The sequence below is a fragment of the Streptomyces sp. TLI_105 genome (assembly GCF_900105415.1).
Lineage (GTDB): Bacteria > Actinomycetota > Actinomycetes > Streptomycetales > Streptomycetaceae > Streptomyces.
Genome location: NZ_FNSM01000001.1, coordinates 1,748,135 through 1,765,433 on the forward strand (window position 1 = coordinate 1,748,135; position 17,299 = coordinate 1,765,433).

General features: G+C 69.7%; 15 protein-coding genes and 2 pseudogenes. 4 read left to right on the forward strand and 13 right to left on the reverse strand.

Features of this window, described 5'->3' with window-relative positions:
• Positions 1 to 43 precede the first annotated feature (43 nt).
• A complete protein-coding gene (locus BLW86_RS08060) occupies positions 44 to 859 on the forward strand; it encodes a helix-turn-helix transcriptional regulator (RefSeq protein WP_093873381.1) in 816 nt (271 codons plus the stop codon).
• Between the two features lie 90 nt (positions 860 to 949).
• Here the strand turns inward: BLW86_RS08060 and BLW86_RS08065 are convergent, their stop codons facing one another.
• The 7 genes and pseudogenes from BLW86_RS08065 to BLW86_RS08095 form a co-directional block, all read right to left on the reverse strand.
• Positions 950 to 1,318, reverse strand: coding sequence for a hypothetical protein (locus BLW86_RS08065; protein WP_093873382.1), 369 nt, complete (start codon positions 1,316 to 1,318; stop codon positions 950 to 952).
• Positions 1,261 to 1,935, reverse strand: a complete 675-nt coding sequence (locus BLW86_RS08070; RefSeq protein WP_093873383.1) for an SUKH-3 domain-containing protein — start codon at positions 1,933 to 1,935, stop codon at positions 1,261 to 1,263. Before BLW86_RS08070 ends, BLW86_RS08065 begins: the two co-directional genes overlap by 58 nt.
• A 13-nt stretch (positions 1,936 to 1,948) precedes the next feature.
• Positions 1,949 to 2,341 carry a YwqJ-related putative deaminase gene (locus tag BLW86_RS08075; protein ID WP_093873384.1) on the reverse strand — a complete coding sequence of 131 codons (393 nt, stop codon included), beginning with the start codon at positions 2,339 to 2,341 and terminating at the stop codon, positions 1,949 to 1,951.
• On the reverse strand, positions 2,334 to 2,795 hold the full coding sequence (locus BLW86_RS08080; protein ID WP_093873385.1) for an SUKH-3 domain-containing protein: 462 nt from the start codon (positions 2,793 to 2,795) through the stop codon (positions 2,334 to 2,336). Before BLW86_RS08080 ends, BLW86_RS08075 begins: the two co-directional genes overlap by 8 nt.
• A gap of 21 nt (positions 2,796 to 2,816) precedes the next feature.
• On the reverse strand, positions 2,817 to 3,140 hold the full coding sequence (locus BLW86_RS44010) for a YwqJ-related putative deaminase (RefSeq protein ID WP_371129666.1): 324 nt from the start codon (positions 3,138 to 3,140) through the stop codon (positions 2,817 to 2,819).
• A gap of 202 nt (positions 3,141 to 3,342) precedes the next feature.
• Positions 3,343 to 4,436: pseudogene (locus tag BLW86_RS43775) on the reverse strand (type IV secretion protein Rhs); the annotation flags it as partial.
• Between the two features lie 120 nt (positions 4,437 to 4,556).
• Complete coding sequence (locus BLW86_RS08095; RefSeq protein ID WP_093878564.1) at positions 4,557 to 5,669, reverse strand: winged helix DNA-binding domain-containing protein; 1,113 nt, start codon at positions 5,667 to 5,669, stop codon at positions 4,557 to 4,559.
• 189 nt (positions 5,670 to 5,858) lie between these two features.
• Here BLW86_RS08095 and BLW86_RS08100 point away from each other — a divergent pair, with 189 nt between their 5' ends.
• Positions 5,859 to 7,010 (forward strand): magnesium and cobalt transport protein CorA, encoded by a 1,152-nt coding sequence (locus tag BLW86_RS08100; protein ID WP_093873386.1) that lies wholly within the window; start codon positions 5,859 to 5,861, stop codon positions 7,008 to 7,010.
• Between the two features lie 526 nt (positions 7,011 to 7,536).
• On the opposite strand, the gene BLW86_RS08110 is transcribed toward BLW86_RS08100, so the two are convergent.
• Positions 7,537 to 10,761, reverse strand: a complete 3,225-nt coding sequence (locus BLW86_RS08110; protein WP_177181601.1) for an NACHT domain-containing protein — start codon at positions 10,759 to 10,761, stop codon at positions 7,537 to 7,539.
• Positions 10,762 to 11,401: 640 nt separating this feature from the next.
• Here BLW86_RS08110 and BLW86_RS08115 point away from each other — a divergent pair.
• A complete protein-coding gene (locus tag BLW86_RS08115) occupies positions 11,402 to 11,611 on the forward strand; it encodes a winged helix-turn-helix domain-containing protein (RefSeq protein WP_256341252.1) in 210 nt (69 codons plus the stop codon).
• A gap of 1,479 nt (positions 11,612 to 13,090) precedes the next feature.
• Positions 13,091 to 13,269, forward strand: a pseudogene (locus tag BLW86_RS43060) (two-component sensor histidine kinase); the annotation flags it as partial.
• Between the two features lie 305 nt (positions 13,270 to 13,574).
• Here the strand turns inward: BLW86_RS43060 and BLW86_RS08125 are convergent.
• From BLW86_RS08125 to BLW86_RS08145, 5 genes are all read right to left on the reverse strand, one after another.
• On the reverse strand, positions 13,575 to 14,408 hold the full coding sequence (locus tag BLW86_RS08125; protein ID WP_093873388.1) for a class II glutamine amidotransferase: 834 nt from the start codon (positions 14,406 to 14,408) through the stop codon (positions 13,575 to 13,577).
• Positions 14,409 to 14,634: 226 nt separating this feature from the next.
• Positions 14,635 to 15,798, reverse strand: coding sequence for a DUF2254 family protein (locus tag BLW86_RS08130; protein WP_218138012.1), 1,164 nt, complete (start codon positions 15,796 to 15,798; stop codon positions 14,635 to 14,637).
• 230 nt (positions 15,799 to 16,028) lie between these two features.
• Positions 16,029 to 16,214 (reverse strand): CsbD family protein, encoded by a 186-nt coding sequence (locus tag BLW86_RS08135; protein ID WP_093873390.1) that lies wholly within the window; start codon positions 16,212 to 16,214, stop codon positions 16,029 to 16,031.
• Between the two features lie 170 nt (positions 16,215 to 16,384).
• Entirely contained in the window at positions 16,385 to 16,672 is a 288-nt protein-coding gene (locus tag BLW86_RS08140) for an SHOCT domain-containing protein (protein ID WP_093873391.1), read from the reverse strand.
• A gap of 34 nt (positions 16,673 to 16,706) precedes the next feature.
• Positions 16,707 to 17,159, reverse strand: coding sequence for a DUF6325 family protein (locus BLW86_RS08145; protein WP_177181602.1), 453 nt, complete (start codon positions 17,157 to 17,159; stop codon positions 16,707 to 16,709).
• Positions 17,160 to 17,299: the final 140 nt, after the last annotated feature.

Consider the following 17,299-nt stretch of genomic DNA (forward strand, 5'->3'; position numbering starts at 1 on the left):
CCCAGGTCTCACTACCCCCGTTCGGGGGTGAAGGAGTGGTTCCGTGTCCGAGAAGGTGGAAGCGGTGGAGTTGCGCACGGCGCTGCTGCGGCTGAGGCGCGCCAGCGGGCTGCCCGTCGTCTTCGGCGGACTGCTCCAGGAGGGCCGCACGATGCGGATCGCCGAGCTGAGCGGGGCCGTCACGCCCGCGCTGCGCGGCCTGGCGATCTCGGCCGGCTCCGGGCTCGGCGGGAAGTGCCTGGCGCTGTCGCGGCCGTGCGCGGTCACGGACTACCCGTCGTCGCGGCACATCACGCACGAGTACGACGTCCCGGTCTCGGCGGAGGGCCTGCGCGCGGTGATCGCCGTCCCCGTCGTGGTGCGGCGCAAGGTGCGCGGCGTGCTGTACGGGGCCCTGCGCGAGTCCCTGCCGATCGGCGAGCGCGTCTTCGACGCGGCGATGGCGGCGGCCCGTGACGTCGAGCAGGCCCTCGCGGTACGGGACGAGGTGCGGCAGCTGCTCGCGCCCCCGGCGCCCGGGCCGTCCTGGGAGGAGGTCCGCCAGGCGTACGGGGAGCTGCGCGAGCTCGCGCCGAAGGTCCTGGACCCGAAGCTGAGGGCGCGCCTGCTCGCGGTGTGCGGGCGCCTGGAGACGGCCGCCGCGCCCCCCTCGCCGGTGCCGGGGGTGGCGCTCACGCCCCGCGAGACGGACGTCCTCGCGGCGGTCGCCTCCGGCGCGACGAACGCGACGGCGGCGGAGCGCCTCGGTCTGCGCCCGGAGACGGTGAAGGGCTACCTCCGCTCGGCGATGCGCAAGCTGGGCGCCCACACGCGCCTGGAGGCGGTGGTGGCGGCCCGGAGGGCGGGGGCGCTGCCGTAGGGGGTGTCGTGTCGATCAGGCCGGGCTCGCGACGCCTGGCCTGATCGACATGACACCCCTGAGGGGCCGAAGCGCGCGGGTCCGTCCCTCTCAGGAGGCGGCGGCCCCGGCGTCGAAGGCGGCGACGGAGGCGTCCACAAGGGTCGACGGCCGGCCGACCGAGGGGCCCGGGCCCGCTGCCAGGGTCAGGGTGAAGCCGTCCTGGCCACCGAGCGCGACGCCGCGGTCGAGGGCCGCCGGCGGCGCCGGTGTGCGGGGCGGCGCCGGTACGGACAGGAGCAGCTCGCAGGTGGCGGCCGGCTGCGCCAGGGCGGACAGTTCCGCCTCCATCGCCTCGACCAGAGCCGGCGCGTTGTCCTCCAGGGACCCGGGGCGCAGGGGGAATTCCCGGTCCAGGACGGTCACGCCGATCCCGCGGAGCGTGGTGGCCCGCAGGCGGAGGGCGCGGGCGTCGAACACGCCGTGGGTGTGCAGGACGTAGACGGCGACGAGCGCCGCCCGGACGCCGGCGGCCGGGTCGGCCGCTGCCGCCCGCAGCGGCCACCGCCGTTCCCGTCCCCGGAGGCGTACGGCCGTAGCCCCTCGGTCAGCGCGAGGAGCCCGTCCCGCACGGTCTCCCCGTGGAGCCAGGCACCTCCGGCGCCGAGGGAGAACAGTCGGCCCTCCTCGTCCACGGCCATCGGCGCGTCCGCGTCGGTGCGGCCGAGGGGGAAGAGCCGGGTGCCGAGCGTCTCGGCGAGCCGGTGCAGGGGCGGGCCGGAGTACCGGGCCTCCTGCGGGTCGACGACGCAGCCGGTCGCCGCCACCTCGCGGCCGCCGTGGGCCGCCGGCGCCGGACGGAGGCCGTGGAACTCCCGGACGGCGCGCTCGGCGGCGGGAAACAAGGACCAGGGTCCCGGGCCCGTCGTCTTGAGGACGGCGATCATGGCGGCGTCACCGGCGTCCCGCCCGGGGTGCCAGCCGGCCAGGGTCAGGGGCGTGCCGTCCTCGCCTCCGCGTACGGGGTCGGTCCTCGCAGAGCCGGTCGTCGCAGGCTCGGTCGCCGCAAGACCGGTCGTGGCAGGCTCGGTCGTCATCGTGGGCCCCGCGTCAGGAATCCTGGAGGACGGTGATGCCGAGCGCGTCGGCCAGGGCCGCGCAGGACCGGCAGAGGGCGGCGGGCGTGCCGTGCTCGGGGTCTCCGTGGGGGCGCACCTTGCGGGAGACGAGGGCCGCGCCCGCGAAGTGCGACGGCGCCTCGGCAAGGCTCGTGGTCCCACCGTCCGCGCGCTGGGCGTCGACCGCGTACAGCCGGTCCGAGACGAGGGCGGACTCGGCGCAGTACCCGAGGAACGGCTCGCGCAGGCTCGGTGCGAGCCCGTCGAAGAACTCCTGGACGGCGGGATGGAGCCGGGGCTCGCCGTCGCCGGTCAGGTTGCTCTGGCTGGTGATCGTGCCCTGGACGAGAAGGGAGGAGGCCGTTTCCGGAACGGTGTCAGACAAAGTAGTCCCGCGCTTCCTGCTGGGGGCCGCGCAGCAGACAGCTGATGGCCTCGTACGTGTTCGCTCCCAGGAAATAGGGGCCGGTGTGGTGCATGAGGAAGAAGCGTCCGGTCTCGTCTATGAGGACCATCGCTCCGTCGAACGTCTCGCATCCCACGGGGAAAAGCTTCTTCCCCACGTTCCGGGCGAGTTCGGCGACGTCCTCGCCGCTCTCCTCGTAGATCCAGTGCGGCGTGAATCCGACGGCGTCCGGCGGCGTTCCCGGAATCACCAGGCGCAGTCCGCCGAATTCCCGGACGAATTCCTGGGCGGCCTGGAACGGTTCGACCGGATGGCCTCCCTCGGCGAAACGGTCGGTCACGAAGTTCAGGAGCTCGGGCAGCTGCGCACCGATGTCACGCCCCCGCGTCCAGCCCGCCTCGGTCAGGACGGCCTCGACTTCCTCCGTTGTCATTCTCGGCATTTGCAGGCTCTCTCAGTGGTGCGCAATGACGCCGGCGAGGAGCAGCATTCTCTCACAGGATCGGCAGGGCGGTTTGTACTCCCCGTGCAGCAACTGATCGTCTCCGGGGCGCACGTTGCCGATCTGAACCGAATAGACGCGGGACCCTTCCATGGCCTTCCGTACGTCCTCCGGTGTGACGATGCCGGTCCCGTTCGGATCCATGTGGTGCAATCGGTCGGATATGAGCGAGACTTCCGCGCATTTCCCGTGGCCGTTGCCCGGATTCTGGTCGGCCGCCTCCATGTCCGCCTCCACCGGGTCCAGGATCTGTTTGAGCGCCGGATGGGTGGACACCGTGGAGTCGCCGGTGGTAGCTGCTCGAATGCGCGGTCAGGGTGCCGTCGTGCAGCAGGGTTCCGGCGCACGCCGTCTTCAGCCGGTGCTTGCCTTCCGGGTACGGATTGCTGGGCGGCTGGGGGCTGATCGGCTTTCCCCCGGGGTTGTTCCCGCTGCCCCCGTTGTTGTGGCCGCTTCCACCGCCCGGGGGCGTTCCGCCGTCTCCACCGCCCGGGTTCCTGCCTCCCGCACCGCCGCCGGAGCCGTTCCCGGTCTCGTGGTCGTCCTTGCGCTCGCGGGCGAGGCGGTCGCGGATCGCGTCGTCGTTGTTCTTGTGGTCCTTGGAGATCTGCTTGACCGCTTTGGGGAGCGTCTCGCCGATGTGGTCGCCCATGGTCCTGGCGGACTTCACCAGGGCGCCCATCGCCTTCTCGATGACCGGGTCGAGGGCGTCGGCGATGTCGTCCCGGCCCTTGTTGCGGCGCTGGTGCCCCTTGGCCTTGCTCAGCTTCCCGGCGGTCCTGCCGTGGATGCCGGCACTCACGCCGTTCAGCTTCGTGCCGGCCTGCTCGTGCTCGTCGCGCTCGATGTGGAAGCCCTTGCCCTTGCCGCCACCACCGCCACCGCCACCGCCTCCGGCGGAGGCGAGGTTCAGGCCCTCCTTGGCGCCCTGCACCCCCTCGTCGAAGCCGTCCTTGCCGGCCTGCTTCGTCCGTCCGAGGTTCACGCCGTTCTGGACGCCCAAGGCGTCCATGCTCACCTGGACGACTAGGTCGGCCGCCATGTTCTCCAGCGCGGCCACGACCGGCTCGGTCATCACCGAGACGACGTGGCCGACCGCCTCTTCCATCGCGGCCGTGACGAGCTTCAGCAGCTGCTTCTTCGTGAAGGCGATCGCTCCGGCGCCGAGCAGCGCGGACAGACCACCGGTGACCGGGATGAGAGCGAGCGCCGGCCCCGTCTGGCCGGCCAGAACTCCCAGCTCCGCGACGGCCTTCCACTTCATCGCCTCGATCGCGCCCGCGGCGAGGTCCAGTGCGTCCGCGATCGTACGGGCCGCGGACACCATGTCCTTCAGGTGCTTGCCCTCCACCTTGGTCCAGTGCTCGTTGAGCGCGTCCATCGCCTCGCCGTGACCCGACGACAGCAGACGCTCCATGTGGTTGTTGGCGAGCTGACCGTCGTCGGCGAGATCGTCCGCGAACTCCGCAGCGCGTCCGCCATGTCGCGGTACGCGTCCTCGTCGACGTTGGGCCAGTTCACCCCCACCAGATCCAGAAGCGTGTCCGCCCAGTCCGGCACCGTCACAGCCATGGCCGGAAATCCCCCCGTACGCACAGACGTTCGCAGAACGCAAGTGTGAACACCCTGCCGTGTCCGGGGAAATCCATCAGCACAGCCCCGGCCGTACGCCATGGCGTTCCCGACCGACCGTCAGCCCTCCGCGTACACGATGTCGTACGGGGTGCCGGGAGCTGTCATGAGCCGGAGGGTCCGCTCGGCCTCGGCGGTGAGCGCGGTGCGCGTCGCGCGCGTCACGTGCGCGAAGGGTTCGATGGTGAGCGTCGTGCGGTCCTTCGCCTCGTCGAGGTGCCAGATCCCGGCGAGGAAGCCGTCCACGAGGAACGCGCGGTGCGCCTGGTTGCCGGTCCAGGTGCGGCCGTGGTGCTCGGCGGGGACGACGCGGCCTCGGTCGGCGTGCGAGAGGAGCAGGTTGTCGAACTCGGGCAGGAAGCGGGGCGGCGCGGGGGTGTCCTCGTCGGGGCGGGGCGCGTCGGGGAGGTCGAAGAGCTCGGTGCCCCGCTCGTCCCGGAAGACGAGCAGCTCGGCCCGCAGCCGCTCGAAGGCCGGGCGGAGACGGGTGAGACCGCACCAGGTCTGCATGTCCTTGACGGAGGCGGGACCGAAGGCGCCGAGGTAGCGCCGTACGGTCTCGTCGAGGTCGGCGGCCTCGTCCTCGGGCCCGTCGAACCACGTACGGACGGTGGTGAGCGCGACCTGCCCGCTGCGCCCCCACAGACCGCGCGGGGTGACCTGCACCATCAGGAGCAGGCAGCGGGCGGCGATGGTCAGCGCCTGTGGATCGGCCCCCGGCCACTCCCGGAGCAGTCGCTCCCGCAGCTCCTTGGGGGTGCGGGGCCGCTCCTCGACGTAGGCGGTCGCCAGGGAGACGAGCCGGTCGAGGTCGACGCCGTCGAGCCCCTTGCGGAACATCTTCAGCTCCCGGTCGATGGCCCCGGCCTGGACGAGCCGGCGCAGGCCGACGGCGTCGCGGGCGGTGTGGGTGTGGACGGTGGACCGCAGCGAGACGATCCGGGCGACCTTCCGGGACTCCATCAGGGCGGACAGGTCCTCGGGTCGGAAGCCGTCGAGGCGGGCGGCGAGCGCGTAGTACGGGGGCTTGGTGTTCTGGGCCTGGAGACCGACGAGGCGGCCGACGGCCTCCTCGACGCCGAGCGGGGCGGGGCGCAGGAGCAGCTGCCGGTCGAGGGTGGCGCGGTTCAGGGCGCGGGGGCCGAGCACGGGGTGGGTCGTCTTGAGGGCCATGGTCGGCACGCTATCGACAGTTGCGGACAGCTACTGTCCTCTATGTCCTCGATGCGGACCGGCGAGATCCGGACGGAAAGGTTTCACCCCATATATCCTGCTCTCGTCCGCACTCCGCTCTCCGCCCGCATCCGCACCCCGGAGCCGGGGACTCGCCAAGGCCACCGACCGAGGAGGAGGTGGGCGACGATGTCCGACCGCCGCCCCCGCGCCGCCTGGCGCCGCCGCGCGGAACCGCCGCCCGAGGCCTCGTCCGCGCAGCCGCCCTCGGCGGCCCCGAGCGCGACGGGGCCCGGCGGGGTCCGGTCGGACGGGGTGCGGTCGAGCGTGGCGCAGTCGACGCTCTATCGCGACGGGCACCGGGTCTCCTCCCCCACCACCCTCGCGGACACCTTCCGTCAGCTGCGCGAGCACCCCGACGGCATGGCCTGGATCGGACTCCAGCGCCCGACCGATGAGGAACTCCACTCCCTGGCGGCCGAGTTCGACCTGCACGAACTGGCCGTCGAGGACGCGAGGGAAGCCCACCAGCGCCCCAAGCTGGAGCGGTACGGCGACACGCTCTTCGTCGTCCTGCGCGCCGCCCGCTACCTCGACGCCCCGGAGGAGGTCGAGTTCGGCGAGCTCCACGTCTTCGTGGGCCCGGACTTCCTCATCACGGTCCGGCACGGCGCCGCCCCGGACCTCTCGGCCGTCCGCCACCGCATGGAGGAGAACCCGGACCTGCTGGCCCTGGGCCCCGAAGCCGTCCTGTACGCGATCCTCGACGCGGTGGTCGACGGCTACGCGCCGGTGGTGGCGGGCGTCCAGAACGACATCGACGAGATCGAGACGGAGGTCTTCGGCGGCGACCCGGCGGTCTCCCGCCGCATCTACGAACTCTCCCGCGAGATGGTCGAGTTCCAGCGCGCCACCCGCCCCCTCGTGGGCATGCTCCACGCCCTGATGGCCGGCTTCGCCAAGTACGGCACGGACGAGGAGCTCCAGCGCTACCTCCGCGACGTCGCCGACCACGTCACCCACACCAGCGAACGCGTCGACGGCTTCCGCCAGGCCCTGGCGGACATCCTCACGGTCAACGCGACCCTGGTCACCCAACAACAGAACGCCGAGATGCGCGCCTTGGCGGAAGCGGGCTTCGAACAGAACGAGGAGATCAAGAAGATCTCCGCCTGGGCCGCGATCCTCTTCGCACCCACCCTCGTGGGAACCATCTACGGCATGAACTTCGACTCCATGCCGGAACTGCACTGGACGGGCGGATACCCGTTCGCGATCGGCTTGATGGGGATCGTCTGCACTAGTTTGTACGTAATTTTCAAGCGTCGGGACTGGCTCTAGGGAGCGACCGATCCCCCTCACGCCGCGCCTGTGGCTTGCTTCTGCACCCGCTGCACGAACTACCCGTTTCGGGCCCTGGGGAGGCCCTGGGGAGAAGTGATGCGGGTGACCTCGTCCACCTGCCTCCAGCCCGCAGCACCCCGCACCCACGCCGGGGGACCTCTCGGGCGCGGACGCCGAGGGCCTCGCGCCGTACCGAAAGAAGCCTACGGCCTCGACGATGCCGACATCGCCGCGCTGCGCGGCCGGGCCTTGGAGCAGGCCGACGACCTCGCGACCCGCCTGCTCGAAGAGTCCGACGCCCCGGGCATCGACTGGTGCGGGGCAGTGGGCCGGCCTCTCCGTGCCGCTCCGCACCGGACTTCCCAGGCTTTGCTCGCAAGCGCCGACAGCGCGACCGGCTCCAGCGAATGAGTCAGCGGCATCGACCGACTGCACCGCCCCGCCCTCTCCGCCACTCGTCAACAGCGCTGCACCGCGCAGCGGACTGTCGGCCTGAGCCCTCGCGCAGCCGGCCGGTCGGCTGTCACCCCCGGCCGTCGGACCGACGCCACCGTCCGGCCGACCGGCGGACCGGCGTACCGGCAACCTGCGTTACCGAGGGTGTCCGGGTCCGTTCCGCCATCGCCGTCCAGAACCGGCCGAGCTCACGGTCGGTCATACCCTGCCAGCCTGCCCTCGTACGCCGGATGGTGCGCCTCTTCAGCAGGGCCTGCTGCTGCCAGCAGAAAGGTTCGCGCAGCTCGGCGCCCGGCTGCGTCCCCTTCGCGGGGTACGGGCACAGCTCGAACTGGCAGCTGCGCAGGCAGCTCGTCCCGGGTTCGGCCGTGCCCGGCATGCCCACCGTACGCTCGGGATGGAGCGCCGTGCGGTCCTTGGTCAGGCAAGGCGGCAGAGTGGTGCGGTTGGTGCGCTCCAGCCGGCTGTCGACCATCACGCCGTCGCGTTCTGTGAGGTTCAGCAGCAGCAGAATGTCGGCGAGGAGCTGCTGGGCGCGCGGATTCAAGGTGCTCCACCCCACCGATGGCGGAATCCAGAGGTTGTGCTTGCGATGGACGGTGGGATCGGCGGACCGTGAGCCGATGTTGACCATGGTCCCCTTCTCGTCGATCCAGATGAACCGCTCGGGACGCCGGGTCTCCAGGGCGAGCACCGCAAGGTCCCCGGCCTCGGCGACGAAGGGGTGCAGTCGCTTTCCTCCCCGCACCGCCACCTCGTCCGCGGGCCGATCGCCAGGAGCCTGCTCACTGCCCGCCATGCCGAGCCAGCGTTCCACGGCCTGCAGCGGGTCGGGGCCGGCCCCGCGGCCGTCCTCGACGCCCTCCAGCCCGTCGTCGGTGCCGTCCGGCAGCTCCCACAGGCACAGGGCGTGGATGAGGGTGACCTGGGAATACCAGTAGCGTGCGTGCGTCAGCAAGTGCTCCGCTCGTTCTATCAGGTACTCACGGGCCTCGTGAGAGGTTGCGGGATGCCGTCTTCGGCGGTTCGCCGCGCTCTTGAAGCCCTGGGCCAGGGCGATCTCCAGTGAGATGGGCAGGTCCGCGCGCCCCGTCGCGGGGTTCGGCATCAGGTGTTGCAGCCAGAGGTCCATGCGCTCCCGGGCCTGGCTGCACCGCTCGTTGCCCACCGAGCCCACGATCATGGGAACGAGCCAGGCCCTGGTGACGAACTCGCGCCAGATCTCCACTGCAGTATGCGCCTCCCGCGCGACCCCATCCGATTGGTCGGGCGGGCCGATTTTCTCCTCACGTGCCGTGCTCTCCTTGTACCTCTGGGCCTCCATTGCTGTTTTGTACTGTTCCCAGGGGTCGTATATTTTGGCGTCAGAGATCTCCTTACCCTTCGGCCACGGGAAGAGCCTGCGCAGTGCGTCGAATGCGTTGTCACCGCCCGCGCCGATCTCCTGGGCGATAGCCAGCCTGACGGGATAGCTGTCCTCGATCCAACTGATCCTCATCATGTCGCTGTAGGCCGGCTTGGCCCACTTCCTGGGGTCTTCCTTGCTCAAGTGGTCGAGCCGGCGAGCCATCTCGCCGAAGGAGTGCACCAGTCGCAGCTTTGCCGCGTTGAGCGTTCTCGGATCGCCATCGACGATCGCCGGCCACCGCCGCAGGATCGTTTTGGTAATCCGCACGTGGGCCGAGTCATCGGCCTCGCCGGTGTCGATCTCCAACGCTGCGGCGAACAGGTCGAAGGCCTTTTCGTCCCGGCGCTCCCGGGCCGCCTTGACCAGCAGTTCGACGTTAGCGCGCTGCGGGGTCTCCGGCTTACGGCGGGAGCGCAGGACCAGGGCGATGAGAAGCTCACGACCGGGCTCGGCGAGTGCCGTTCCGAGGTCTCCCGCGGCGTCCTGCTGGACGGCGTCAAGGAAGGAGGACCCCAGATAGGCCTGCAGAATGCTGTGCGGGAATCTCACCTTGAAGCTCTGGGCTTCCACCAGCCCAAGTTGTTCACCCCACGCCGCATAGCGCGACAAGGTGGTGCGCCAGCAGAATTCATCCTCGTCCCTCGGCAGGTCTCCGACCCTCCGGCGCAGCTCGTCAAGGATCGCCGGACAGGAGGTCTTCTTCCGCTCGCCGATGTCGCCGTTCCAGCTGATCAGTTCTTCGAATTTGACCTCCAGCCGGTCGTTGAGCAGTCCAATACAGGCCAGCGCCGAAATAACCGAAACTGTTTTCTCCCGCTGATCTTTCGAGATGTCGAACTGAGCCTGGAGATGGCCACCCACCAGTGCCTTCGTCCAGGATTCCAGGAGATTCAACCGAATGCCCGACCGGTCGCCTCCCCGAGTGTCGACCTGGCCCCGCTCCCTGGTTTTCTCGAAATGCTCCAGAAGCTGGTGCTGTCGTAGCTGACGGGCGATCTGGAGGTACAGCGGCGACTCGGCGACCGCAGCCGTCTCGACGATCCAATCCAGCCTCCGGTTGTCCGCACCGGGCTCCCCCTGCATCAAGTAGCCAAGCGCGGCCTCCTCGCTGAGGGGTTCGAGATCGATGACGGCCGCCTGGGTGCGTTCGAGCGCCGTGTGCGGACGCGAGGCGATCACCAGCGGAAGCTTCTGCTTCTGGGCCCGGCCGATCGCGCGGCGGATCAAACTGTCCCGGTTCGCCTGATTCTCGTCGTCGCAGAACGCCTCTTCGAGACCGTCCGCGACGACCACGGCCTTGTCCTCCATACAGAGCTGCCGCCACACCCGCTCGGCCTGGGCCCTGGATATCACCCCGGGGTCCACCTCGTCACAGAAGCGCTTTTTTGCCAGCTCGCCGAAATTCAGGTCGTCACCGTCGAGATCGATGCGCCGGAGGTGAATCGGGACGGGAACGGCGCCGTTCTCCGCCAGCACCTGGGTCAGTTGCACGAGCACGGCCGTCTTCCCGCTGCCGATACCACCCACGAGCACGTACGGCCGGCGGCGGCGCCGGTCCCGCAGGGCTTGTGCGATGACCGAGCACAACTCCTGCCGGCCGACGACCTCGTCCACGATCGTTCCGGCCGTGGGCACCAGCTGCTGCGGGTTCCTCCGCGCGGTTCGCCCGATCGGCCGGATCGCCTTCCAGTGTCGAACACCCAGAAAGACAGCCGTGCTTAGCGAGAAAACGAGGAAGGGCGTGACGAAGCTGATGACCACGCTGCAGGACTGGCCGGTTTTCAGGCAGGTGTTCTCGACGAACCCGGGCTTTCCGTCGATGATCACGTCAACGGCCAGGAACAGCCAGCCCAGGAGGAGGATCGTTCCGATCCAGGCGAACATCTTGACATAGTTTCCGGGTGTCCATCTCCCGTACCATTCCCGGGGAGTGGACACCCGCTGCCGGGCCTCGCCGCGAATGCGTCGCATTCGCCACGCCCGACTTACATGGGATCTCAGCCAGGAACGGAAGCGCTTTCCACGAACGAAGCGCGGCTCGCCCCGAGGGCGAAACTTCCCCTCAGGATGCCGGATGACCTGATTCATCGGGGTCTTCCCTCACTGACGCCGGATGAAATATGCCACCGCCCATAGCAGCCAGACTACGCGGTCCGCGGCCAGGACGCGCAGTGGCTTGGGGCCGCACCTGGGAGGACAATCCGCTCCTGCGGGGCCCAGGTCATCCCGACGCTCTCACGACCCGGCATCACCTCGCCTGTCGGCGAGACCATGCAGGAAATGCGGCTGATGTGGCCACCATGTTGGCGGAGCTGTTGGAGGGCCATCGGCGCGTGCTGGGCCCAGAAGCCGTATCTCAACCGAACTTGATGTTTTGATTCCTCCTACTGAACCTGAAAGCGTGATGTCGGAGCCGTTTGCCTGATAGCTGCAGGGCGGTGCCGCTACTTCTACGGCCGTGAGATACGCGCAGGGCGGGTGAAGACGTTGATCGGCCGTCGGCCGGCTGTTCCCCGTCAGCTACATGGTCGAGGGGACCTGGGCACTGCCCAAGCGCCACGGTTGGTCCTGGCAGCAGCCGACCCGCCGGGCCATCGAGCACGACGAGCAGGCGGCCCAGTTGTGGAAGAAGGAGGTCTGGCCCCGGGAAAACGCGCCGTGGCGGCTCGGGGAGCCTGGCTGGTCTTCGAGGAGGAAGCCGGGCAGGCCATGGGTTCAGCCAAGATTCTCGTGATGCGGTGACGGCGCGTCATGCTGATCGGTTGACGTGCTCTGCTCGTGCTGCGCTGCGCCGGTGACGCGCTGGTCGAGGCAGTAGGACGCTGCGATCGCGTGAGGAGAGGCTGCGGTTGCTGCTCCCGCATCTTGCCCAGGTGTTGGTGGAGCAGGTGCGGGTCGAGGAGGGGAAGGTGCTGGCCGTCGCCCGAACTCGGGACGGCACGACAGCGCCCTGCCCTGACGGTGGTGTGTCGGCTCGCCGGGTGCACAGCCGCTACCAGCACCACCTGGCCGACGCTGCCCTCGGCGGCCGCTCGGTCGCCATCGAGCTGTGCGTCCGGCGGATGTTCTGCGACACCGCTGACCGCACTCGTCGGACCTCCGCCGAGCAGGACATCCGCCGCCCGGAGTGGGCCCCTAAGAGGTCCGCCACGCCTTCCTCGGACGACAACTGCCCCGGCCACCAAATGACCCTCAGGGACCGGGAGGCCGGCGCGTCCTACCGGAAGTTCCTGCGCAAGTACGGTGAGGCCGACGTCCGCGAGAAACTGCGTGAGCGCCGGTACGAGCGCATGGTCACCCCGAACCGCGCCATACACCTCTTTGTCGGCGACATCGCCGCCCATTCCAGGACCTTCATGCTGCTCGGCCCCTTCCACCCCGAACGATCAGTGGTCGCGGGCGGGCTCCAGGAGGGCTTGTTCTCCCTGTGGACGAGCCGTCGCACCCCACCGCGAACCGCCGCGCAGACCGCGGTTCGCCTGCTTCCATCCCGCTGCCACTACGTCGCACAGCCTGTCCTGACGCACGGATCATGGTCCCGACCAGCGACGATCCTCCTTCCGAGGCAACCCCCGCGGGGGAGAACCGGAGCCTCCGGCATCACCTCACCCGTACGTCGACAAGCCCGTACGCCGTCCAGTTCGACATCCTCGGCGCGGCGTACCGATGCCGTGATCAATCACAGTGGGTGGGAGCGGGCTCGTCGGGCGTTCGCTCCGTCCCACGCCCTCGGCCTCAGGACAACCGGCCCCTCGGCATTCACGAAATCACTGCGGCGCCCCTGGATGTGGACGGCGCGGACTCCCTCCGAGGCAGACGACTCGCGGGTCGACAGGGGAACCGTTCACCAGGTCTCGCGCGCTCCCGGGGGGCCTTCTCTTCCCGCCACTCGGCGGGGGTGCGCCTGCCGATCGTCGGATGGTCGAAGAGACGTCCCGCCTTGCAGGCTGGGGCATGACACGCCGTACGGAGGAGCGGGCGCTCGCCCTCTCCCACCGGTCACCGGCCGGTGCGGCGGACCGTCGTGAGGCGCCCGCTACGGGGCGTTCGCCCTGCCAGAGCAGCAGACCACCAGGAAAGGAATCCTGTGAACACCGCATCCGCCCCGGAGGCGACGGGTGCCGAGGCCCTGCGCGTCCGCGAGACGCTCACGGCCCTGTACGGGTATGTCCGCCCACACCGGTGGACCGTCGTGCTCGGTCTGTTCCTGGCGCTGGCCGTCACCAACACCGCCCCCACCCGGCCGTCCGTCGCCCTGCCCAGCGCCCGCCACGGCCTCATCGGTCTGAAGGAACGCGCCGAACTGCTCCACGGCACGCTCACCGCCGAACCACCCCACGGGGCGGCTACACGATCGAACTGCGCGCCCCCGCCCGGCCCGACCGACCCTGACCGCACGAGCACCCGCCACCCCGCCCGTCGACCGCACGAGCCACAGCCCCGACCGACACCCACCGCGGCAGAAGCGTCGTCAAGACCGGCCGGGTGGGTGGCCGTTCGCGATCCTGCTGATGGCGGTGGTGTGCACGAGCCTGTACGTGGTCTTCAAGAGGTGGGACCGGGTCTGGGCGGCGGCCCGGGCAGTCGATCGACTCCGCAGCGGCGAACGCCGATGAGGGGCCCGCCCGCGTCCCCAAGTCTCTTCTACGGCACCACCAGCCCCGGTTCTTTCTCGCGGGGAGACGCCGTGGGCCGTGTTACGCCGCTGCCGGGGCGAAGGGGTGCAGTTCGTCGGCGCCGGACTGGACGATCCCGTAGGTGCTTTCCGGTACTTCGTTCCACGCGCCCGGCAGGTCGCCGAGGGGCTCGGACACGATGAGACGGGTTTCCTCAGAGATGTCCTGCAGGAACGCGACATCGGGATGCAGTCTGCGCAGGGCTTCCACCCGGCTGCTGTAGAAGAGGGAACGGGAGGTGTGCGCGCTGGAGTAGCGGAAGGCCCAGAGGCGTTCGCCGTCGGTGATGGCGAGTGTCATCTGGAGCGGGAACTCCACGTCGTGTTCGCGGCCTACGCGCTCGACCGTTCCCGCCATCCGGGCGACGGCGGCGGGCGGGTCCTGGTCGAGGCCGAACGTGAGAGCCAGGTAGAACATGACCTCGGAGTCCGTCGTCCCCTCGATGTCGACGTACAACCCGGGGTCGATGAGCATGGTGAGGTCACGGCGCATGAGGGGGAACCCGGCGATGGCGCCGTTGTGCATGAACATCCAGCGGCCGTACCGGAACGGGTGGCAGTTCGACTGTTGCACCGCGGTTCCGGTCGATGCCCGGATGTGGGCGAAGAACAAGGGGGAGTGGACGTGGTCCGCCAGTTCCCGCAGGTTCCGGTTGTTCCAGGCGGGGCCGATGTCCCTGAAGAGGGCCGGGGATTCGTTGCTCTCCGTGTACCAGCCGACCCCGAACCCGTCGCCGTTGGTGGTCTCCACACCGAGTTTTGAATGCAGGCTCTGGTCGATCAGGGAGTGCGCCGGTTTGTAGAGAAGGGTGTCGAGCAATATGGGAGTGCCCGAGTAAGCGAGCCATCGGCACATGGGTCACCGCCTGTGTCACTGCCGTGTTCCGGAGCGGGGATCCGCCGTGTCCTGCGGAGCCCGGCCTCTTTCCCCGTGGCTCCGCGAGACGACTTCGGAGGGGATCGTCCGACCCTTCCATTCTCGGCCTCCTCGTCCGGTGGTGCCACGCATGCGTCCCCGGTGCCGGCACGATCACGCTCGTGGCCGACCGGTGGGCGCCCCCGTAGGAACGGCCCCGTCCGGCTCAGGTCTCCGTCCAGACGAGCGGGTACGCCGTGCCGCCGGTCCGCTCGACCCACTGGAGCCGGGCGTGCACGAGGGCGCGCCGGGCCTCGGGGGTCCGCTCCACCAGCCTGCGCAGGAGGTCGCGCGTTCCGCGCAGTGCCATCGGAGACCCGTGGGCGGCGAGGATCACGTCGTCGAGGGCGGTCCGGACGTACCGGTCCCAGCCCGGAGCCGGAACGCTCACCCTCGTCCGTCCGGCGGGATCGTCGAACCGGCCGATGTCCAGATCGCGGTCGGCGAGGCAGACCAGCAGGCCTTCGAGGCGGTCCAGGGCCTCCACTGCCGTGGCCGGATCGTTCACCGCGGGCGACAGGGCGCGGAGGGCGATGTCGGCGAGGAGCCTGATGGGCAGTTCGGGGTCTTGGTCGAAGGTCCGCTCGACCCCCGTCGACAGGACCGCGCGGAGCGCTTCCTCCCACGCGCCGCCCGGGGACACCCGGGCGATCACCATGCCTTCCGTCAGGGTCGTGCCCGGGGAGACGTGGAAGGCGACCGCGAGTTCGTGTTCCCGAGCGATGTCCAGGAGGGCGGGCACGTCGATGCTCTGCAGCACGACCGGTGGCCCCGTCCAGCGGACCGCCGCGCCCGTGTCGGCCACCGGGGGCGGCGGGCCCACGGCCGTTCCGGCCGGAACGTACGGGCGGACGTACAGGGTGTCGTACAGGTGGTGCGCGCGGGCCGCGATCGCCGTGAGCGAGTGACCGAGCTGGATCGAGTCGAACGCCTTCATCTGCAGCGTACGCATCAGCCCGAGCGCGACCAGGGTGAGGAGCATGGCCGCGCCCGGAATGAGGACGGAGACGCTTTTCCGGGAACCGATGGCCAGGCCCGAGGTGACGCAGAAGACGAACACGCCGACGGTGAGGGCGAACGTCCGCCAGACGATCGGTTCCTGACGGAACAGGCCGAGGCGGGGAGTGAACGTGCTCGCGGAGAACTGCACCACGAGGAAGAGCACCGAGTAGATGATGCTCACCAGGCTGATGACACCGAAGCCCAGGGTGAACAGCACGCTGACCACCCGGCCCGCGTCCGCCTGGGGCCCCGCTGTGATCAGGGGGGCCAGGAGCCCCAGTCCCAGACCGGCGGCAGCGCACAGCAGCTGGGACAGGTCCCTGCGCATGGCGCGCGTGGGCCGTCGGAACGATGCGGTCCGCCATCGCCGACGCCGTGCCTCGAAGCGGGCGGGAGCAGGGGGGTGGTCGGGCATCCGGCCTCCTCCGGATTCACCGCGGCCCGCCGCGTCACGAACCGGCGGTACGTGGAGGTCGATGGCGGATCGAGAACAAGGGGTGCGCCCCAGGGCCTGCAGGGGCCGGACCCGGCGTACCGGCAGTCCTACGGGAGCACGTGTCAGGAGTGGCCCCTCCTGAGTGAGTCCCTGACGCCCCGAGCGCGCTCACGGGCCTCCCTCATGGCTTCGCGGACCTTTGCTTTCGCCTGGTCGGTCTTGCCCTCCGACTCGAGCCTCTCGTCGCCGGTGATCTTTCCGGCGATCTCCTTGATCCTGCCTCTGAACTTGTCCGTGGCACTGTTCATGTCCGTGTTTCCTTCTTCGGATCGTTTCCCCTCGGCCTCATATCGACGCCGCAAGCACAGTCGCGTCCACCGGCTCCCGTCGGCCTCGTCCCGCACGGGGTCACCGTGCGGGAGGGGACCCTGCCGAACGCTTCTCGGGGCACCGGCGCGGACCCCTGAGGCACTGCGGTTCAGAACTCGAGGATGCGGCGCTTCTGCGCCTCGAACTCCGATTCGGTAAGCACGCCCTGGTCCCTCAACTGACCGAGCTGGTGCAACTGGGAGATCTTGGCGTCCATGGGTGCCGCGGCGGGAGGCGCCGCGCTGGAGGGCTGTTGGGCGGCGGCCTGTTGGGCGGCCTGTTCTTCGTTCTGCTGAGCCCAGCGGCCGGCTTGACGGCGCGAGACACGGTTGGACACGGCGGTGGCCGTACCGGAGATGACCGCGGTACGGGCGACGCCGCGCAGAAGGCCGGGCATGGCGGAAATCCTTGTCGTCAGGTGGTTGATCGCCTCAGGCTGCGGAGCTTGTTTCGAGAGCCTCCAGGGTCGCCAGGAGATCCTGGAGAGGAATCCTCCCGCCGGCGACGAGTCGGGCACCGCTGCGCCGTAGCGCCGTCGCCATGGGCGCGGCCCAGAGGTTTTCGTACACGAGCACACCCGCCGAGTTGCCCGGTTCAAGGGCAGCTGCGGCTTCCTGCAGGTCGTCCTCGCCGAGCAGTCCGGAGGAGGCGCCGTCGAAGACAGCGAGGTCGAGTTCTCCGTCGCCGTCGAGATCGGCGATCTGCAGTGCGGCGACCGAGCCGTCCACGTCCTTGCGCAGGAAGGAGAGGTCGAGGATGCGGATGATGCGCCGATCGACCAGATCGAGCAGATGGGACAGCCCTTCTCCGGTCATGCGGTTGCCGGGGAACTCCAGGACGAGGTAATCGATGGGACCCACCTCGGGGAAATCTTCGATGTCCATGGCTCCTCCTCGTCAGATGATCTTCCGATTTTGCCGCCTGACGGCCTCGTCGCGCTGATCGGATGCGCATCACCTCATATTTCACCACCAAAGGCGCGTGTGCGCACCGGCGCCCGGCTCTCGGCACGCAAAAATGCGTA

Coding starts and splice junctions, on each gene's coding strand:
- BLW86_RS08070 (WP_093873383.1), bottom strand. CDS start 1,935: ATGACGACCGAGCCTGCCACGACCGGTCTTGCGGCGACCGAGCCTGCG.
- BLW86_RS08080 (WP_093873385.1), bottom strand. CDS start 2,795: ATGACAACGGAGGAAGTCGAGGCCGTCCTGACCGAGGCGGGCTGGACG.
- BLW86_RS08095 (WP_093878564.1), bottom strand. CDS start 5,669: ATGGCCCTCAAGACGACCCACCCCGTGCTCGGCCCCCGCGCCCTGAAC.
- BLW86_RS08100 (WP_093873386.1), top strand. CDS start 5,859: ATGTCCGACCGCCGCCCCCGCGCCGCCTGGCGCCGCCGCGCGGAACCG.
- BLW86_RS08110 (WP_177181601.1), bottom strand. CDS start 10,761: ATGTTCGCCTGGATCGGAACGATCCTCCTCCTGGGCTGGCTGTTCCTG.
- BLW86_RS08115 (WP_256341252.1), top strand. CDS start 11,402: ATGGTCGAGGGGACCTGGGCACTGCCCAAGCGCCACGGTTGGTCCTGG.
- BLW86_RS08125 (WP_093873388.1), bottom strand. CDS start 14,408: ATGTGCCGATGGCTCGCTTACTCGGGCACTCCCATATTGCTCGACACC.
- BLW86_RS08130 (WP_218138012.1), bottom strand. CDS start 15,798: ATGCGCAGGGACCTGTCCCAGCTGCTGTGCGCTGCCGCCGGTCTGGGA.
- BLW86_RS08135 (WP_093873390.1), bottom strand. CDS start 16,214: ATGAACAGTGCCACGGACAAGTTCAGAGGCAGGATCAAGGAGATCGCC.
- BLW86_RS08140 (WP_093873391.1), bottom strand. CDS start 16,672: ATGCCCGGCCTTCTGCGCGGCGTCGCCCGTACCGCGGTCATCTCCGGT.
- BLW86_RS08145 (WP_177181602.1), bottom strand. CDS start 17,159: ATGGACATCGAAGATTTCCCCGAGGTGGGTCCCATCGATTACCTCGTC.